The organism is Mesorhizobium sp. IMUNJ 23232 (assembly GCF_044326205.1).
In the GTDB taxonomy this organism is placed as follows: domain Bacteria; phylum Pseudomonadota; class Alphaproteobacteria; order Rhizobiales; family Rhizobiaceae; genus Kumtagia.
In genome coordinates this window covers 1-15,218 of sequence record NZ_JBIRCY010000102.1, presented here as the reverse complement: position 1 = coordinate 15,218, position 15,218 = coordinate 1, and the positions used below count along the sequence as shown (strand labels likewise).

13 protein-coding genes and 2 pseudogenes are annotated in these 15,218 nt (G+C 60.4%); 7 read left to right on the top strand and 8 right to left on the bottom strand.

Annotation, left to right across the window (positions count from 1 at the left end; translation table 11 throughout):
* Positions 1-410: 410 nt before the first annotated feature.
* The 8 genes from ACH196_RS36250 to ACH196_RS36215 all read right to left on the bottom strand — a co-directional run bounded on the left by ACH196_RS36250 (position 411) and on the right by ACH196_RS36215 (position 8,646).
* On the bottom strand, positions 411-1,217 hold the full coding sequence (locus ACH196_RS36250; RefSeq protein WP_396651672.1) for an ABC transporter permease: 807 nt from the start codon (positions 1,215-1,217) through the stop codon (positions 411-413).
* Positions 1,218-1,219: 2 nt separating this feature from the next.
* On the bottom strand, positions 1,220-2,083 hold the full coding sequence (locus ACH196_RS36245; RefSeq protein WP_396651671.1) for an ABC transporter permease: 864 nt from the start codon (positions 2,081-2,083) through the stop codon (positions 1,220-1,222).
* 64 nt (positions 2,084-2,147) lie between these two features.
* Positions 2,148-3,299, bottom strand: coding sequence for a PotD/PotF family extracellular solute-binding protein (locus ACH196_RS36240; protein ID WP_396651670.1), 1,152 nt, complete (start codon positions 3,297-3,299; stop codon positions 2,148-2,150).
* Between the two features lie 27 nt (positions 3,300-3,326).
* Positions 3,327-4,352 carry an ABC transporter ATP-binding protein gene (locus ACH196_RS36235; protein WP_396651669.1) on the bottom strand — a complete coding sequence of 342 codons (1,026 nt, stop codon included), beginning with the start codon at positions 4,350-4,352 and terminating at the stop codon, positions 3,327-3,329.
* A 445-nt stretch (positions 4,353-4,797) separates the two neighbouring features.
* Positions 4,798-5,043 (bottom strand): MoaD/ThiS family protein, encoded by a 246-nt coding sequence (locus ACH196_RS36230; protein WP_396651668.1) that lies wholly within the window; start codon positions 5,041-5,043, stop codon positions 4,798-4,800.
* Positions 5,043-7,313 (bottom strand): xanthine dehydrogenase family protein molybdopterin-binding subunit, encoded by a 2,271-nt coding sequence (locus ACH196_RS36225; protein WP_396651667.1) that lies wholly within the window; start codon positions 7,311-7,313, stop codon positions 5,043-5,045. The genes ACH196_RS36230 and ACH196_RS36225 overlap by 1 nt, the downstream gene beginning before the upstream one ends.
* A complete protein-coding gene (locus ACH196_RS36220; protein WP_396651666.1) occupies positions 7,310-7,786 on the bottom strand; it encodes a (2Fe-2S)-binding protein in 477 nt (158 codons plus the stop codon). The genes ACH196_RS36225 and ACH196_RS36220 overlap by 4 nt, the downstream gene beginning before the upstream one ends.
* On the bottom strand, positions 7,786-8,646 hold the full coding sequence (locus ACH196_RS36215; RefSeq protein WP_396651673.1) for an FAD binding domain-containing protein: 861 nt from the start codon (positions 8,644-8,646) through the stop codon (positions 7,786-7,788). The genes ACH196_RS36220 and ACH196_RS36215 overlap by 1 nt, the downstream gene beginning before the upstream one ends.
* A 202-nt stretch (positions 8,647-8,848) precedes the next feature.
* Here ACH196_RS36215 and ACH196_RS36210 point away from each other — a divergent pair, with 202 nt between their 5' ends.
* The 7 genes and pseudogenes from ACH196_RS36210 to ACH196_RS36180 form a co-directional block, all read left to right on the top strand.
* Positions 8,849-9,103, top strand: coding sequence for a hypothetical protein (locus tag ACH196_RS36210; RefSeq protein ID WP_396651665.1), 255 nt, complete (start codon positions 8,849-8,851; stop codon positions 9,101-9,103).
* 235 nt (positions 9,104-9,338) lie between these two features.
* Positions 9,339-10,934, top strand: coding sequence for an MASE4 domain-containing protein (locus ACH196_RS36205; protein ID WP_396651664.1), 1,596 nt, complete (start codon positions 9,339-9,341; stop codon positions 10,932-10,934).
* Between the two features lie 13 nt (positions 10,935-10,947).
* A complete protein-coding gene (locus ACH196_RS36200; RefSeq protein ID WP_396651663.1) occupies positions 10,948-11,610 on the top strand; it encodes a response regulator transcription factor in 663 nt (220 codons plus the stop codon).
* Positions 11,611-11,683: 73 nt separating this feature from the next.
* Positions 11,684-12,070 carry a response regulator transcription factor gene (locus tag ACH196_RS36195; RefSeq protein WP_396651662.1) on the top strand — a complete coding sequence of 129 codons (387 nt, stop codon included), beginning with the start codon at positions 11,684-11,686 and terminating at the stop codon, positions 12,068-12,070.
* Between the two features lie 238 nt (positions 12,071-12,308).
* A pseudogene (locus ACH196_RS36190) lies at positions 12,309-13,669 on the top strand (epoxide hydrolase family protein).
* Positions 13,670-13,759: 90 nt separating this feature from the next.
* A complete protein-coding gene (locus ACH196_RS36185) occupies positions 13,760-14,188 on the top strand; it encodes a DUF6130 family protein (RefSeq protein ID WP_396651661.1) in 429 nt (142 codons plus the stop codon).
* A pseudogene (locus ACH196_RS36180) lies at positions 14,185-15,090 on the top strand (epoxide hydrolase family protein); the annotation flags it as partial. The gene ACH196_RS36185 and the pseudogene ACH196_RS36180, both read left to right, overlap by 4 nt.
* Positions 15,091-15,218 lie beyond the last annotated feature (128 nt).

The window sequence follows — 15,218 nt, the reverse complement described above, 5'->3', positions numbered from 1 at the left end:
GAGGCTGTGTGAAAACGCTTCTCACGCCTAAGATCGTAAAATTCTGTTCTCAAAATCTGTTTCTGGCAGCTCCGGATTAGATCGATGTTCTAAGTCTAGGCTCCGTCAGGAACCACATTCTCATACGGAAGGTCCAGGCTGAGTTTTCACACAGCCTCGGCCCCTAAGCAGCCGGTCGGCAACGCGCCCCATATCCGCCATAGAGAACCGCCTTGCGCTCCTAAAAGCAGACATTACGAGGGTAGTGCTGGAGCTTTCGAGAGGGGGCAGGCTCTCATGGTCGATGGCCGTGAACGTCCAGGCTGACAACTGCCACGTCCGCAGTCACGAGGTCTGCCGATGGCGCGCGCCTAGGGACCTGCGATTGGAAAGGAATATCCACACCGCGCCGGATCTTCGTGTCGCACACGTTACCGGGCCGTTGTTCTGCTTCCGCGCTGCAAAATCAGCTGCGCGACGACAAGCAGCATAAGCGAGGTCAGCAAGACCACTGTTCCTACCGCGTTTATTTCCGGGGTGACTCCACGGCGAATTGAGGAAAAGACATATATCGGCAACGTCACGTTTGGGCCAGCCACAAAGAAGGCAATGATGAAATCCTCGAACGAAAACGTGAAGGCAAGGAGAAAGCCCGCCATGATGGAAGGCGTGAGCAATGGCAGCACAATTTGGCGGAAAGTTCCCAGTGGCGTTGCGTAGAGGTCTTCCGAGGCTTCTACCAGACTGCGATCCATACCCTGCAATCGTGCCCGCACGAGCAGTGCGACTACCGCAATATTGAACAGCATGTGCGCGGCGACGACCGACCAGACGCCCATTTCGACACGGATGTTCCAAGCGCTTGCGAGATACGGATTGACGATGTCGAAGAAGGAAACGAAGGCGATCAGGGTTGAGATGCCGATGACAACGCCCGGTACCAGGATGGCGATATAGATCAGGGCGTCGAAGACGCTCCGAAGCCAGCCGCCCATGCGCTCGAGACCAAGGGCCGCGAGCGTGCCGAAAATGGCAGAAAGCGCGGCAGTGGTGAGCGCTATTGTCAGGCTGGTCGTCAGCGCCTCGGTGATCAGCGGGTTGGAAAAGGCCTTGCCGTACCATTCCACCGAGAAGCCTTGCCAGACCATCGCCTGCCTTCCGGCGTTGAATGATCCCCCGACGATGAAGGCGATCGGAGCGTACAGGAAGACGTAAATGAGGATGGCGTAGAGGCGCATAGCTACACCAACGCCACCCGCCGCGTGCCGGTCTTGCCGAGCACGAAGCGCATGTAGAAGAATATAGTTGCGAACATGATGGCGACCAGCGCTACCGAAACCGCCGCCCCGAAGGGCCAGTTGCGGGACTGAAGAAAAAGGTCGACCAGCGCGTTGCCGATGAAGAAGACCTTGCCGCCGCCGAGATACTGCGGGAGGATATAATCGCCCATCAACAGGATGAATACTAGCATCGAGCCGGTGGCAACTCCCGGCAACGCCAGTGGCAACGTCACCTGGAAGAAGGTTCGGACCGGCGTGGCACCGAGATCGGCTGAAGCCTCGAGCAGGCGCTTGTCGAGTTTCTCGAGGCTGACATAGATGGGCGGAACCATGAGCGGCAGAAAACCATAGACGGCGCCAATGAGAACGGCCCACGGCGTGTTGATAATTCGGACATTGTCGATGCCGATCCAAGAAAACCAGGCAGGAATGCCCTTGCCGCCCAGCAGCATGATCCAAGCGTAGTAGCGCAGAAGCTGGCTAGTCCAAAATGGCGCCATGACCAGTACCAGCAGTGAGACGCGCCACCGCGGATCCACTTTCACCGCAAGGAAATACGCCATGGGGAATGCGAAGATGGCGGTGAGCAGCGTCGCAAGTGGCGCGAGCGTCAGCGTGTTTAGGAAGGCTTGCCCGCGAGCGGCAAGGTTCAGGTAGTTCTCAAATGTGAAAGCGGGCGAATAGCCACCGGCCGGCGCCCGTTCGCCGAAGGAAAACACAACGACCACCATTAACGGCAAGATCAGCAGGAACAGGAAGAAGAGCCCTGCAGGCGCAACAAGCAGCGCTGTCACGGCGCGGGAACGGGCGGGCGCTGCTGTCAATGGCGGCTCATATCGCGAAAGCGGGCTCTCCCTCCAGCGCCAATGCGTGGGAGGGAGAGAAGACTCAGGCGGACTTGAAGCGCGCCATGATCTCGGCACGAAGCGGATTGGTCAGGGTCGCGGCAGCGCCGAACTCCAGCGGTGAAAGAGCTTCAGCTGCCGGATAAAGGATTGGATTTTCCAGCATCTCCTTCGGCACCAGCTTGTTGGTACGCGAGTCCGTCGAGGGATAGCCGTGGGCCACAACCTCCTTGGCGTTGATCTCGGGCGTCAACAGGAAATCGATCAGGGCATAGGCCGCCTCTATGTTCTGCGCACCTTTGGGGATGGCGTAGAAGTCGCTCCAGATCTCGCCGCCTTCCTTGGCCAGCACATAGAGCATCTCTGGCATGTCGCGCTGCAACTGGGTGGCGTCGCCCGTCCAGCACACGCTCATCCAGGCATCGCCTGAAATGAGCGAAGGCTTGTAGTCGGAATTGATGCCGAACAGATGCGGCTTGGCGGCGATCAGCAGCTTCTCGGCCTCGGCCAGTTCCTTCTCGTCATTGGAGTTGAATGAGAAGCCGTAGTATTTCAGCGCGTTGCCGATCGTGGTGAGCTGATAGTCGTGGACCATGGCACGGCCGGTGGCTTCATTCATCGCAAGGTCCCAGAATTCCTTCCAGCTCGCGGGCTTCTGCGGCATCGACTTCGAATTATAAACAAAGCCGGTGGTACCCCAGTCTTTTGGCACGGCATACGTCTTGCCGTCGATCACGCCTTCCGCCGTAAAGCGCTGCTCCTGGGTCGACGCGTCGTAGTTTGGAAGTTTGGCCAGATCGAGTTCCTCAACGAGCCCCAGTTCCTTATAGGTCGAGATCGCGTAATTCGTGGGCACGAAGACATCCCAGCCGGTGGAACCCGCCTGCAGCTTGGCCAGCATTTCTTCATTCGAGCCGAAGACGGCGATGTTGATCTTGACCCCCGTGTCCTGGGTAAACTTGTCGATGTTTTCCTGTGCGAAATAGCTCGGCCAGGTCGTGAAATTCACTGTGCCGGACAGCGCTGCATAGGCTTTTCGCGAGGTGAGACCGGGAACGGCGGCGCCCAAGACGGCGGTGGCTAGGCCGAGTCCGGTAACGCCGAGGAAGTGGCGACGGGTGACGGAGCCTTTCTGGTAGCGGCGCAGCTCGTCGACAAATTGCTGCGGCGTGATGATGCTGTTGTTTTTGATCATGTTATCTTCCCCTTATGTTTTTACTTCTTAGTTCGCGGCCAATGTAAGGGCTGCTTCCGGCCGCCAGCCGGCCGCGGCCATGTCGCCAATTTCAAAGATGCCGCTGCTGCGCTCGGACTTGCGCGGCGTCAGCACCATGAATTCACCCAGCCTCTCATGCACGACGCGGTATTCCGTAGTCTCGCCGAGGAAGATCCTGTTGAGGACCTTGACCGAAAAATGAGCACCCAAGCCAGGCGGCAGTTCCGTCTCCTTTGCGGCGATTTCGACGAGTTCGGGCCGCACGCTGATGATGGTGTCCTCGGTGGGACCCGCAAAGAAGTTCGACTTGCCTACGAAGTCCGCAACGTAGCGGTTCACTGGCCTGTCGTAGAGCTCCCGCGGCGAGCCCGACTGGACGATGCGGCCCTCGCGCATGACGCAAACGCGGTCCGACATCGACAGCGCTTCTTCCTGGTCATGGGTGACCAGAAGAAAGGTTATGCCAACATCGCGCTGGAGGTTCTGCAGTTCAATCTGCATCTCGCGACGCAGCTTGCGGTCGAGGGCCGCGAGCGGTTCATCCAGCAGCAACACCGCGGGGCGGTTTATCAGTGCGCGGGCCAAGGCGACGCGCTGTTGCTGACCGCCCGACAATTCGTGACTTCGCCGATTCTCGTACCCTTCGAGTCGTACCATGGCGAGCGCTTTGGCGACTTCGCTTGCGAGGTGGCCGCGCGACGGCTTGGGATTGCGCTGGCGCAAGCCGTAGGAGACGTTGTCGCTGACCGACAGATGCGGGAACAGAGCGTAGTGCTGGAACACCATATTGACCGGGCGCCTATAAGCTGGAACCCCGGTCACGTCCTTGCCCGATATGAAGATGTTGCCCTCGCTGGGCTGCTCGAACCCAGCCATCATACGCAGGCTTGTCGTCTTCCCGCAGCCGGACGGCCCGAGAATGGAGAGGAATTCGCCGGCTCTTACAGCAAGATTGTTCTCGGCAACCGCCAAAACGTTACCGAACCGCTTGGTGACGTTCCTGAACTCGATGACGGGATGACTCAAACCCACCCTCCGCAAGGGACGCAAACTCAATCCTTAAAAATGAAAGAGAGTTTCCTGATGTTGGTACGAACAAGGAGCCTTGGCAAGACTGGATAGCGTTTCCCACGTCGAAGGGCACTAATCGGGACGCGGCCACTGCGAATGTTGGGTGGTACCAAGGATCTCCACACTCGAAATCGCCGCGAGCAGCACTCGAGAGCGTCAAATTTGCGGGCTGCGCGTGGACAAGTTGCGGAGCGAGCGCAGTGAAGGCACGATGCCAAACCCTTCTCGCTCCGAGGTATCGCTAACCAAACCTGCCGAATGATCGACAGCCTCAATCTCGTTATTGGGAGCGAACATCGATTCGGTTTGGGAACCCTGCCAGATGTTATCGCCGTATTACCTGGCCGGTTTTCGAGCCGGACAACAACTTAAACTCGAGCGCCGATTGCAAGAGACTAATTCCTGCCTATCCGCCAGCAAGACGCGGAAGGAGGAATATCTCGGCGTCCTTGGGAAGTTCCTTCGACCATGTATCGCGATAGATCGTCCCATCGATGGACACGGCGATTCCCCGGTCGATCCAGGGCTGAATGCCGGGGAACCGTTCAGCCAGCTTCCTGAACAACTCCCTGATGTCCTTGGCCTCGACCTCGATCTTGCTTCTGCCGCCCGCAGCCACTCCGAGCGATCCCCAGAGCGTCACTTCGACCATCAGCCGTTCCCCGCAGCCACGATCGCCGCGAGAATGCGCGGCGGCGACATCGGAATGTGGGTCATACGCACGCCGACCGCGTTCGACACCGCATTGGCTATCGCCGCCAGCGGCGGCACGATCGAGGTCTCGCCGACACCCCGCACCCCGTAGGGGTGGTTGGGATTGGGGATTTCGAGGATCTGCGTGTCGATCATAGGCAGATCAGAGCAAACCGGAATGCGGTAGTCGAGGAAGCCGGCATTCTGCAGCCGGCCGTCTTTGCCGTAAATATACTCCTCGTTGAGCGCCCAGCCGATGCCTTGTGCTGCACCGCCTTGATACTGCCCCTCCACATAGGTCGGATGTACCGCCTTGCCGGCGTCCTGGACGACGGTGTAACGCAGCACTTTCGTGGCGCCGGTCTCGGGGTCCACCTCGATGTCGCAGATATGCGTGGCGAAGGAGACTCCGGCACCGTCGGCGACGAGTTCGCTGTGACCGGCGATTGGTCCGCCGGTCTTGCCTGACGCAGCCGCGATCTCTTTCAGCGAGAGCCGCCCGAGATTGCCGTGTTTCTCACCCACAGCGACGGCATGGCCCTTTTCCCAGACCACCTCGCCAACCGGGATGTCCCACATCTGCGCCGCGCGTTCTCGCAGGACGCTGATGGCGTTGCGGGCGGCAGAGATCGTTGCCATGGAGGAGGAAAACGTTCCGCGGCTGCCGTCCGTCATATCGTTGTAGCCGAGGCTGGAAGTGTCGGCGACCACCGCCCTGATTTGTCCGTAATCTATGCCAAGCTCCTCTGCCGCCACCAGCGACAGCGAGGCGCGAGAGCCGCCGACGTCCACAGTCCCGACGGCAAGCGAAACCGTGCCGTCCATGCCGATGTTGAGATCCGTGCAGGTCTGCCCGCCGAAGTTGAACCAGAATCCGCAGGCCATGCCGCGCCCCTGGTTCTCGCCCAGTGGCGCTTTCATGTGCGGGTGGTTCTTCGCCGCCTCCAAGGTCGGGCCGATACCGATCGGACCATAGATCGGGCCATAGGAAGATCTCGTGCCTTCCTTCGCGGCGTTCTTGATCCGGAATTCCACCGCGTCGATGCCGATCTGCTTGGCGAGTTCATCGACCACGCTTTCAACGGCAAAGGCCGCCATCGGCGCCGACGGCGCGCGATACGCCGCGGTCTTCGGCCTGTTCACCAGTACCTCATAGCCGACTGTCCTGACGTTTTCGAGCCGATAGCAGGCGAAGGCGGTCATAGCGCCGAGTTCGGCCCACATGCCGCCATAAGCGCCGCTGGAATAGCGCAAGGTCGCCTCGGCCGCGACGATGGTTCCGTCCTTGCGGGCGCCGACCTTGACGTCGATGGACGTGGCGCTTGTCGGCCCCGAAGCGCGAAACACCTCGTCACGCGTCATTACCAGCTTGACCGGCCGTCCGGCCTTGCGCGACAGCGCCAGCGCGACCGGCTCTGCCCAGACATGGGTCTTGCCACCGAAACCGCCGCCGATCTCCGACGAGGTGACGCGCAGCTTCGACGCGTCCATGCCCAGCAATTGCGCGCAGTGCTGGCGGTAGACGAAATGGCCTTGCGTGCACACCCAAAGGTCGGCGGTGCCGTCTGGACCGACATTTGCCACGCAAGCATGTGGCTCGATGTAGCCTTGATGTGTCTGTTCGGTCTTGAAGGAACGCTCGACAATGAAATCGGCCTGGGCGAAACCGGCCTCGATGTCGCCGTGACCGTACTGCGTCCGCTTGGGAACGTTTGACGGTTTACTCGGCCTTGATTCCACACCCTCTGTGAGCACGCTCTCGTGCAAGACCGGGGCGGTGTCCTTCATCGCTTCGTCGACATCGGTCACATGCGGCAGCACCTGATACTCAACCTGTATCAACTTCAGAGCTTGTCTTGCCGTACGCGCGTCGACGGCCGCGACCGCAGCTACCGCATGGCCGTCGTAAAGTGCTTTCTTGCGCGCCATGCAGTTGTCCAGGATGTCGAACATAGCAGCATCGCCGTCGGTGAGATTCGGCAGATCGGCCGCAGTGATCACTGCCTTGACGCCAGGAAGCGCTTCGGCCTTCGACGTGTCGATCCTCTCGATCGCGGCATGGGCATGTGGGCTCCGGAGAATGCGCCCAATTAACTGGCCGGACACGTTGAAGTCCGCGCCGTAGCGCGCGCGGCCAGTCACCTTGTCGATGCCGTCGGGACGCAGGGGCCTCGTGCCGACCGAGTTAAAATCGCGTTTGAGGTAACGTGGATCAAAAGCGACGGTCATGCTGCCCTCATCATGCTGGCGGCGTCCTGAACGGCACGCACGATCTTGTCATAGCCAGTGCACCGGCAGAGATTTCCGGCGAGGCCGAAGCGGATCTCTTCCTCGGTCGGATCGGGGTTCTTGGTCAGGAGATCCTTGGCCGCGATAAGGAATCCCGGCGTGCAGATGCCGCATTGTAGCGCTGCATGCTCGATGAATTTCTGCTGTAGCGGATGCAGCCTGTCGCCATGCGCCATGCCCTCGATGGTCTCGACCCTCCGGCCCTCGGCCTCGGCACCGAGCACCAGGCACGAGCATACTAGCCGGTTGTCGAGGATGATGCTGCAGGCGCCGCAGTCACCGGTGCCGCAGCCTTCCTTCGCACCGGTCAGCCCGAGGCGATCGCGCAGAACGTCCAGCAGCGTCTCATCCGGCTGGCAGAGGTATTCGACATTGTCGCCGTTGATTGTCGTTGAAACTGCTATGCCAGCCATTATTTGCCTCCCGCGCGCGCATAAGCGGCCGTGGCGGCCCGCTTCGCCAGCACACCCGCAACTTTCCGTCTGAAATCGATGGTTCCCCGCTTGTCGTCGATGGGCCGGCAGGCCTCCGAACAGACTCTGGCCAGCCTTTCGAATGTCACTTCATCGAGCTTGGAACCGATGAGAACCTCGGCCGCTTCCTCAACCAGGAGTACCGTCGGCGCAGCGGCGCCTAGCGCCACGCGTGCCGACACGACAGCGCCATCCCCGTCAAGCGTCAGGTTGACGCCCGCGCTGACCACCGCGATGTCCATCTCCGTGCGCGGAATGAAGCGTAGATAGGCGTCGCCCGAGCGCGGGGCGCGGTTGTCCAGCAGGATCGCCTCGATGATCTCGCCCCTCGCAAGCGATGTTTTCCCGGGACCAACGGGTATGCTTTCCACAGGTGCGATTCGCTGCCCTTGCGGCCCGACGATCGACGCCCTGGCGCCCGCCGCAACCAGCGCCGGCAGGCTGTCGGCCGCCGGGGACGCGTTGCAGAGATTGCCGACAATGGTACAGCGTCCCTGCACCTGTTTCGAGCCGATGAGCGTGGCCGCCTCAACGACGCCTGGCCACGCCTTTTTCAGTGCCATGTTCTCTCCGAGGACGGCAGAGGGAACCGCAGCCCCGATGCTGAAGCCCTCGGGCATCTCCTGGATCTCACTCAACCCTTCTATCGCCTTGATGTCGACGATGAGGTCGGGTTCGATGAAACCGCCCTTCATTCTTACCAAGAGGTCGCTGCCTCCGGCGAGGATTGCAGCCGTGCCAGGCGATCCTGCGATCAGTGCTACGGCATCGTCTATGGACAGCGGACGTATGTAGCGCATCGTCTCCCCTGAGGTACGTAGTCCGGCTGTTATAGGTGGTTCTTTTTGATTGGCCATCCAGATTTTGCAGTGCGCGAACTGTGTTCAGCAGGGTGAATAGGGAAAAGCCCAATTATTTCATGATTGAACATGTGCATAGTCGCCAGCGGCACACAAAGGCCGCCCTCTCGCGGACGATGCGGATCGGCAGCTTCGCGCCCCCATGTCTGCCGTAGCGATCAGCTGTACCGCGACCCAGAAGCGGACACCGCCGACAACCAAGCTGGAGGTCGTGGTTGAGCCGATCCAAGGCGAGATGATCAAGAAGTTGGTGGAGGACATCGAGGCCGCGACCGTGGGCATGTCAGTTCCCCGCGATCCCAAATACCTCAAGATCAAGGCTGAGTTGAAAAAGCGCCTTTCCGGGCTCTTTGTGTGCATCAGCAGCGAAACCGCGATTTCGATCGGGTCGAAATGACCAATGGCGGCAAAATCCACCAGCTCATCCTCAAGCTGGTGAAGGGGGCGAGACGGCAGCCGAGGGAGAAGCTTTCGAGCGCTCGCCAACCGGATTGCCTGCAGGGCGCATAGCCCAAACACCGATCCTACAATGACCTGACCGTCGAGATAACATCCACGACGGAACGCGGCGACGGCTGCGACGAGCGGTGCTAAGATGTGCCGCGAGCAGCAGCCGCGGCGAAGAGTATCCAATGGAGAGAACTGCGGTGACTGCCCCAGAGGAAGAATTTCTTGTCCTCTCAGACCTGTCGCCAGGTTCGGCGCAGAAATGGCTCGCTCTTGCTGTCGTGCTCGGCTTATTGGTCCTTGTATTCATCGCCGCCGGGCCGCTCTCAAGCCTCGAGCCACGCCGGATCGACGCCTTCGTCCCGGCCTACACGACGGCGATGTTCGTGAACGACTCGATCACCGCGATTCTCCTGTTCGCCCAGTTCTCCATTCTCCGCTCGCGCGCCATCCTCGTGATCGCGAGTGGCTATGTTTTCACGGCCCTTATCCTCATTCCGTGGATCCTGGCGTTTCCAGGTGTATTTGTGCCCGGTAGGGGTCTGATTGGCGGTCTGCAGAGTACATCCTGGCTCTACTTTTCGTGGCACGCCGGTTTTTCCATGTTCGTAATAGGGTACGCCTTGCTAAAGGATGCTGGCCCCGACAAGCGGTTCTGGCGGGGTACTGTGGGTGCGGCGATCGCCATGAGTGTGGCCTTAACGGCAGTAGTCGTGTTGGCTGCGGCGTATGTCTGCGTGGCTTTTGAGGCGATGTTGCCCCGCGTCGTGCTGGATTCCCTCCGCCTAAGCCCGCTGTGGCCTTATGTCGGGGCGCCCGTCGCGATGGTAAGTATTGTGGCCCTCGTCCTACTTTGGATCAGGCGACGCTCGATGCTCGATCTTTGGTTGATGGTCGTTATGTTCCTATACGCGATAGAGATACCCTTAAGCTATTACCCTACTCCGGTCCGCTTTAGCATTGACTGGTATGCTGTTCGGATCATCGGGTTCTTTTCGAGTAGTCTCGTCCTAATTGTCATGCTGTACGAGATAACGACGCTATATGCACGGCTTCTCGGAGCGGTCCGTGGCCAGCGTCAGGAGCGCGAGGCGCGACTGGTAACCGGCGACGCAGTCGCAGCCACGGTTGCGCATGAAGTCAAACAACCTCTGTCCGGCATGATAACGAGCGCCGATGCGGGCTTGCGCTTTCTCAATCGCTCGATACCCGATCTGGAGGAAGCAAAGGAGGCATTCAAGCAGATTACCGCCGGTGGTCATCGCGCGGCAGCGGTGATCGACGGAATTCGAACGATCTTCAAGAAAGAAGACCGCAAGCGCGCTCCGCTCGACCTCAACAGCCTTGTCGGGGAAACACTCGCTTTGGTGCGAGAGGGTCTGGCGAAACACCGGATAATGGTCGAAGCCGAGTTGAATGAACGCCTGCCGCGGGTAACAGGCGATCGAATCCAGCTACAGCAGTTGCTTGTAAACCTGATCACGAACGCCATCGATTCCATGGCTGCGGTCGGCGGGGCGCGGGTGCTGTCCGTGAAATCCAAGCTGCATGACGATGGCCACGTAACGGTTTCGATTGCGGACACTGGAACAGGAATTGGTCCGCAAGACGTGGATCGAATATTCAACCCGCTCTTCACGACAAAGCCCGACGGCATGGGGATGGGCCTGTCGATCTGCAGATCGATCGTCGAAGCCCACGATGGGCGGTTGTGGGCGGCCCCGAACACGCCCCAGGGTGCTATATTTCATTTTAGCGCAGTTCGCTCTGTTTCCGCATGACGAGGATCCGTCTGTGATCAAAGTCGCACCGAACAGTTTGCAGCCCATGACGGAGGTCGAGCCTGCTGTCTATGTGATCGATGACGACGTCGGAATCCGCGACTCGCTCGGCCTGTTATTCCGATCGGTCGGTCTGCGCGCGGAACTATTCGGTTCAGCAAGCGAACTCATGCAAAGCAAGCTGCCTCCGATTCCGAGCTGCCTGGTTCTCGATGTTCGCTTACCCGGGTTGAGCGGCTTCGAGCTTCATGCCGAGTTGACCAAGGCCGATGTCCATGTTCCCATCATCTTCATCACTGCACACGGCGATATCCCCATGTCCGTGCGGGCTATGAAGGCCGGCGCCGTCGACTTCATCACCAAGCCGTTTCGCGACCAGGATATGTTGGATGCTGTCACCGCCGCTATCACGCGCGACCGGGCCAGGCTGGATGCCGATCGCGCACGGCTCGACTTAAAGGCCCTGTTTGACAGCCTGACGTCGCGCGAACAGGAGGTGATGGCGCTCGTCGCCACCGGCTTAATGAACAAACAGGTCGCGGCTCACGTCGGCCTCAGCGAGATTACTGTCAAAATTTATCGCGGCCGCGCGATGAAGAAGATGCATGCGAAATCGCTGGCAGACCTGGTCAAAATGGCCGAAGCACTCGGTATTGGCCGGGAAAAGCTCTCATAGCCTCATATCTATGTATGACTTTCGGACGCAGCCGACTCATATCATTGTCAGAACGCATTGATGGACCAGTCGCTTGCCAGACACCCCCGTTATTTCAATCGTCGACGATGACGAATTTGTTCGAAGCGGAACTACGAGTCTTGTTCGGTCGCTTGGGTTTGTCGCCCACGCTTTCCCATCCGCACGTGCGTTCTTGCATTTGGGACAACTGGCTGAAACCTCGTGTTTGATTTCAGACATCCAGATGCCGGAGATGAGCGGAATCGAGTTGCACGATATCTTGCGCACACGTGGGCATCACACGCCCATCATCTTCATCACGGCCTTTCCCGATGAAAAGGCGCGCGCTCAAGCGTTGGTTCGAGGCGTCGTCTGCTTTTTGAGCAAGCCTTTTGACGGCGACACGCTGTCTCGCTGCCTCGACGTTGCATTGAAAAACAATGCCGGTGAGAGCGACTAGCGCGTCGCTGATCACTGGGCGCGATCAGGCCCGGCAGACCGCAAGTCCAATCGTCGAATCGCATCGCCTTCAACCGAGGGAGGCTTGAGCCCGTCAGGGCCTATAAACCTAGGTATGACCGCCATAAACCAACACGCGGTCACGACCAACCTACGTCCGATGGAGCGCGCACTGGAGTGAGAGCACAACTAAAGTGTTCAACCACTCTAATGGCATCGCGCAACGAAGGAGACTGATCATGTCCACGGCATCACCGGCGCCAAATCGGCGCGAGTTTCTTGCCACATCGGCCACCGCACTGCTTGCCACTTCGGCAGGCGCGGCCGCGTTCAACTTCACCTCGTCTCAGCCAGCGGCCGCGGCCGAAGCCAGTTCAATCCGCCCCTTCACCGTCAGCTTCCCGCAGGAGGAGATCGACGAGCTTCGCCGTCGCATCGCTGCCACGCGTTGGCCCGAGCGCGAATTGGTGTCCGACGCAGCGTCTCGGCGGACCTCGGCGACCTTGTCGGCCGGCGACACGCAAGGCGTGCAACTCGCCACGATGCAGAAAGTCATCCAGTACTGGGGAACGGAATACGATTGGAGCAAGTGCGAGGCGCGCCTGAATGCCTTGCCGCATTTCGTTACCGAACTCGACGGGCTGGACATCCACTTCATCCACGTGAAATCCAAGCATCAGGGTGCCCTTCCGGTCATCATCACGCACGGCTGGCCCGGTTCGGTCATCGAGCTGCTGAAAGTCATCGATCCGCTCACCAACCCCACCGCGCATGGCGGAACCGAGGCGGACGCGTTCGACGTGGTGATCCCATCGATGCCGGCTACGGCTTTTCCGGCAAGCCGACTGAGCCCGGTTGGGATCCGATTCGCATCGCGAAAGCGTGGACGGTGCTGATGAAGCGCCTCGGCTACAACCGGTTTGTAGCACAGGGCGGCGACTGGGGGGCACTTATCACCGAACAGATGGCTCTGATGGCGCCTCCCGAGCTGATCGCCATCCACACCAATATGCCAGCGACCATTCCGCCCGAGATTGTGAAGGCGCTTGCCGCCGGAAGTCCGCCTCCCGCCGATCTCGGGCCCGACGAAAAGCGCGCTTACGAGCAGGTCGCCTTTTTCTACAAGTTCGGCCTGGGCTATGCCAACGAGATGGCGCTTCGTCCGCAGACGCTTTACGGGCTCGTCGATTCACCCGCCGGCCTGGCGTCATGGATTCTCGATCACGATGCGGACAGTTATGCACTGATAGCCCGCTCCTTCGATGGCGAGCCGGAGGGCCTTACCCGCGACGACATCCTCGACAACATCACGCTCTATTGGCTGACGAACACGGCTATCTCGTCGGCCCGGCTCTATTGGGAACACCGGCAAACGGCGAAGGCCGGCTTCTTCGACACCAAAGGGATCACCATTCCCGTCGGCGTGAGCGCGAACCCCAGCGAAATCTACACCGCGCCGAAGAGTTGGACCGAGCGCGCGTTCCCGAAGCTCCTGCATTACAGCCACCCGCCCAAGGGCTGCCACTTCGCGGCATGGGAACAGCCGAAGTACTTCACCGACGACGTGCGCGCATCGTTCAAAACGTTGCGGACGGCGTGAAGTGTTGAGCGGGGATGGCGCGCCGGACGTGCGCGTCACCCTCCGCCTGGCGATTGACCCCGTAGCGCATCTCCAAAAGGAGAGAACGGAATGAACTTCCTCATCCAGACGCTCACCGCACTCGCGCTTTGCACCGTGTCCGCCACGGGTGCGTTCGCCCAGAGCACGGTCGTGCCCATTGACAACGAGCCCGCGCCCAAGCTGATCGTGGAGCCGCCGCTTCCGGGTCCGTTGGCCGGGGGCGTGGTGTTCATCCCATACCGGGTGGAGAACCTGCGCATCCTGCCGGTCGGTGGGCCGGCCGCGCGCAACGTGTCTCCGCGGGTCGGGCACCTGCACCTCACCGTGGACGACCTTCCCTGGGCGTGGGCGGATTACGGTCAGAGCGACACCATCATCCTGGTGGGCATGCCGCGCGGCCAGCACAAGGTTCTGATCGAGGTCGTGGACGCCGAAGGCAACGTCTTCACCAAGCAAACGGTGACATTCCACTCTCCGGGCAAGGAGATTCAACCATGAAGCTCCACAAACTGGCGGCTGTGCTGGCATTCGGGCTTTGCATCTTTTCCGCCCTGGCCAACGCCAACGCGGCCGAAGATCGCTCGATCCGGCCCTTCAAAGCTCAGGTGCCGCAAGCGGCGCTCGAGGACCTTCGCCGGCGCATCGCGGAAACACGGTGGCCGGATCGCGAGACGGTCAATGACCAATCCCAGGGCATCCAACTCGCGAAGCTCAGGCCGCTCGTCGAATACTGGGGCGCTGCCTACGACTGGCGAAAGGCCGAGGCCAAGCTGAACGCGCTGCCTCAGTTCATGACGACAATCGACGGCGTGGACATTCATTTCATTCACGTCCGGTCGAAACATCCCAACGCCCTGCCGGTGATCATGACGCATGGCTGGCCCGGGTCGGTGCTTGAGCTGCTCAAGACCGTCGGCCCGCTGACGGATCCGACTGCCCATGGCGGAAGCGCTGAGGACGCCTTCGACCTCGTTCTGCCGTCGTTGCCGGGCTTCGGCTTCTCAGGCAAGCCTACGGACACCGGCTGGGGCACCGACCGTATCGCGCGAGCCTGGGCGGAGCTGATGAAACGCCTCGGCTATACAAGCTATGTCGCCCAGGGCGGCGACTGGGGTTCCCCCGTCTCGAACGCCATGGGGCGCCTTGCGCCGGCAGGCCTGCTTGGCATCCATGTCAACTTGCCGGCGATCGTGCCGCCCGAGATTGCGGCGATCCTCGCTGCCGGCGGGCCTGCGCCGGCCGAACTGAGCGAGAAAGAGCGCACGGCATTTAATGCCTTCAGCACAGGCGCAAAAATGGGGAACAGATCGTACGCGGTGATGATGGGCACGCGGCCGCAGACGGTCGGTTACGCCATCAATGACTCCCCCGCCGGCCTCGCGGCATGGATGCTCGGCCATCTGAGCGCGGCGGTGCAAAAACCGGCCACGGTAGCGGCGGGATAGTCCGGCTGCGGGCGGCGTAAAAGTCGTCCACCTATTTTCCTCCTGGGGTTCGCGCAGGAGGGTTAGGGGATCTACACCGTGGA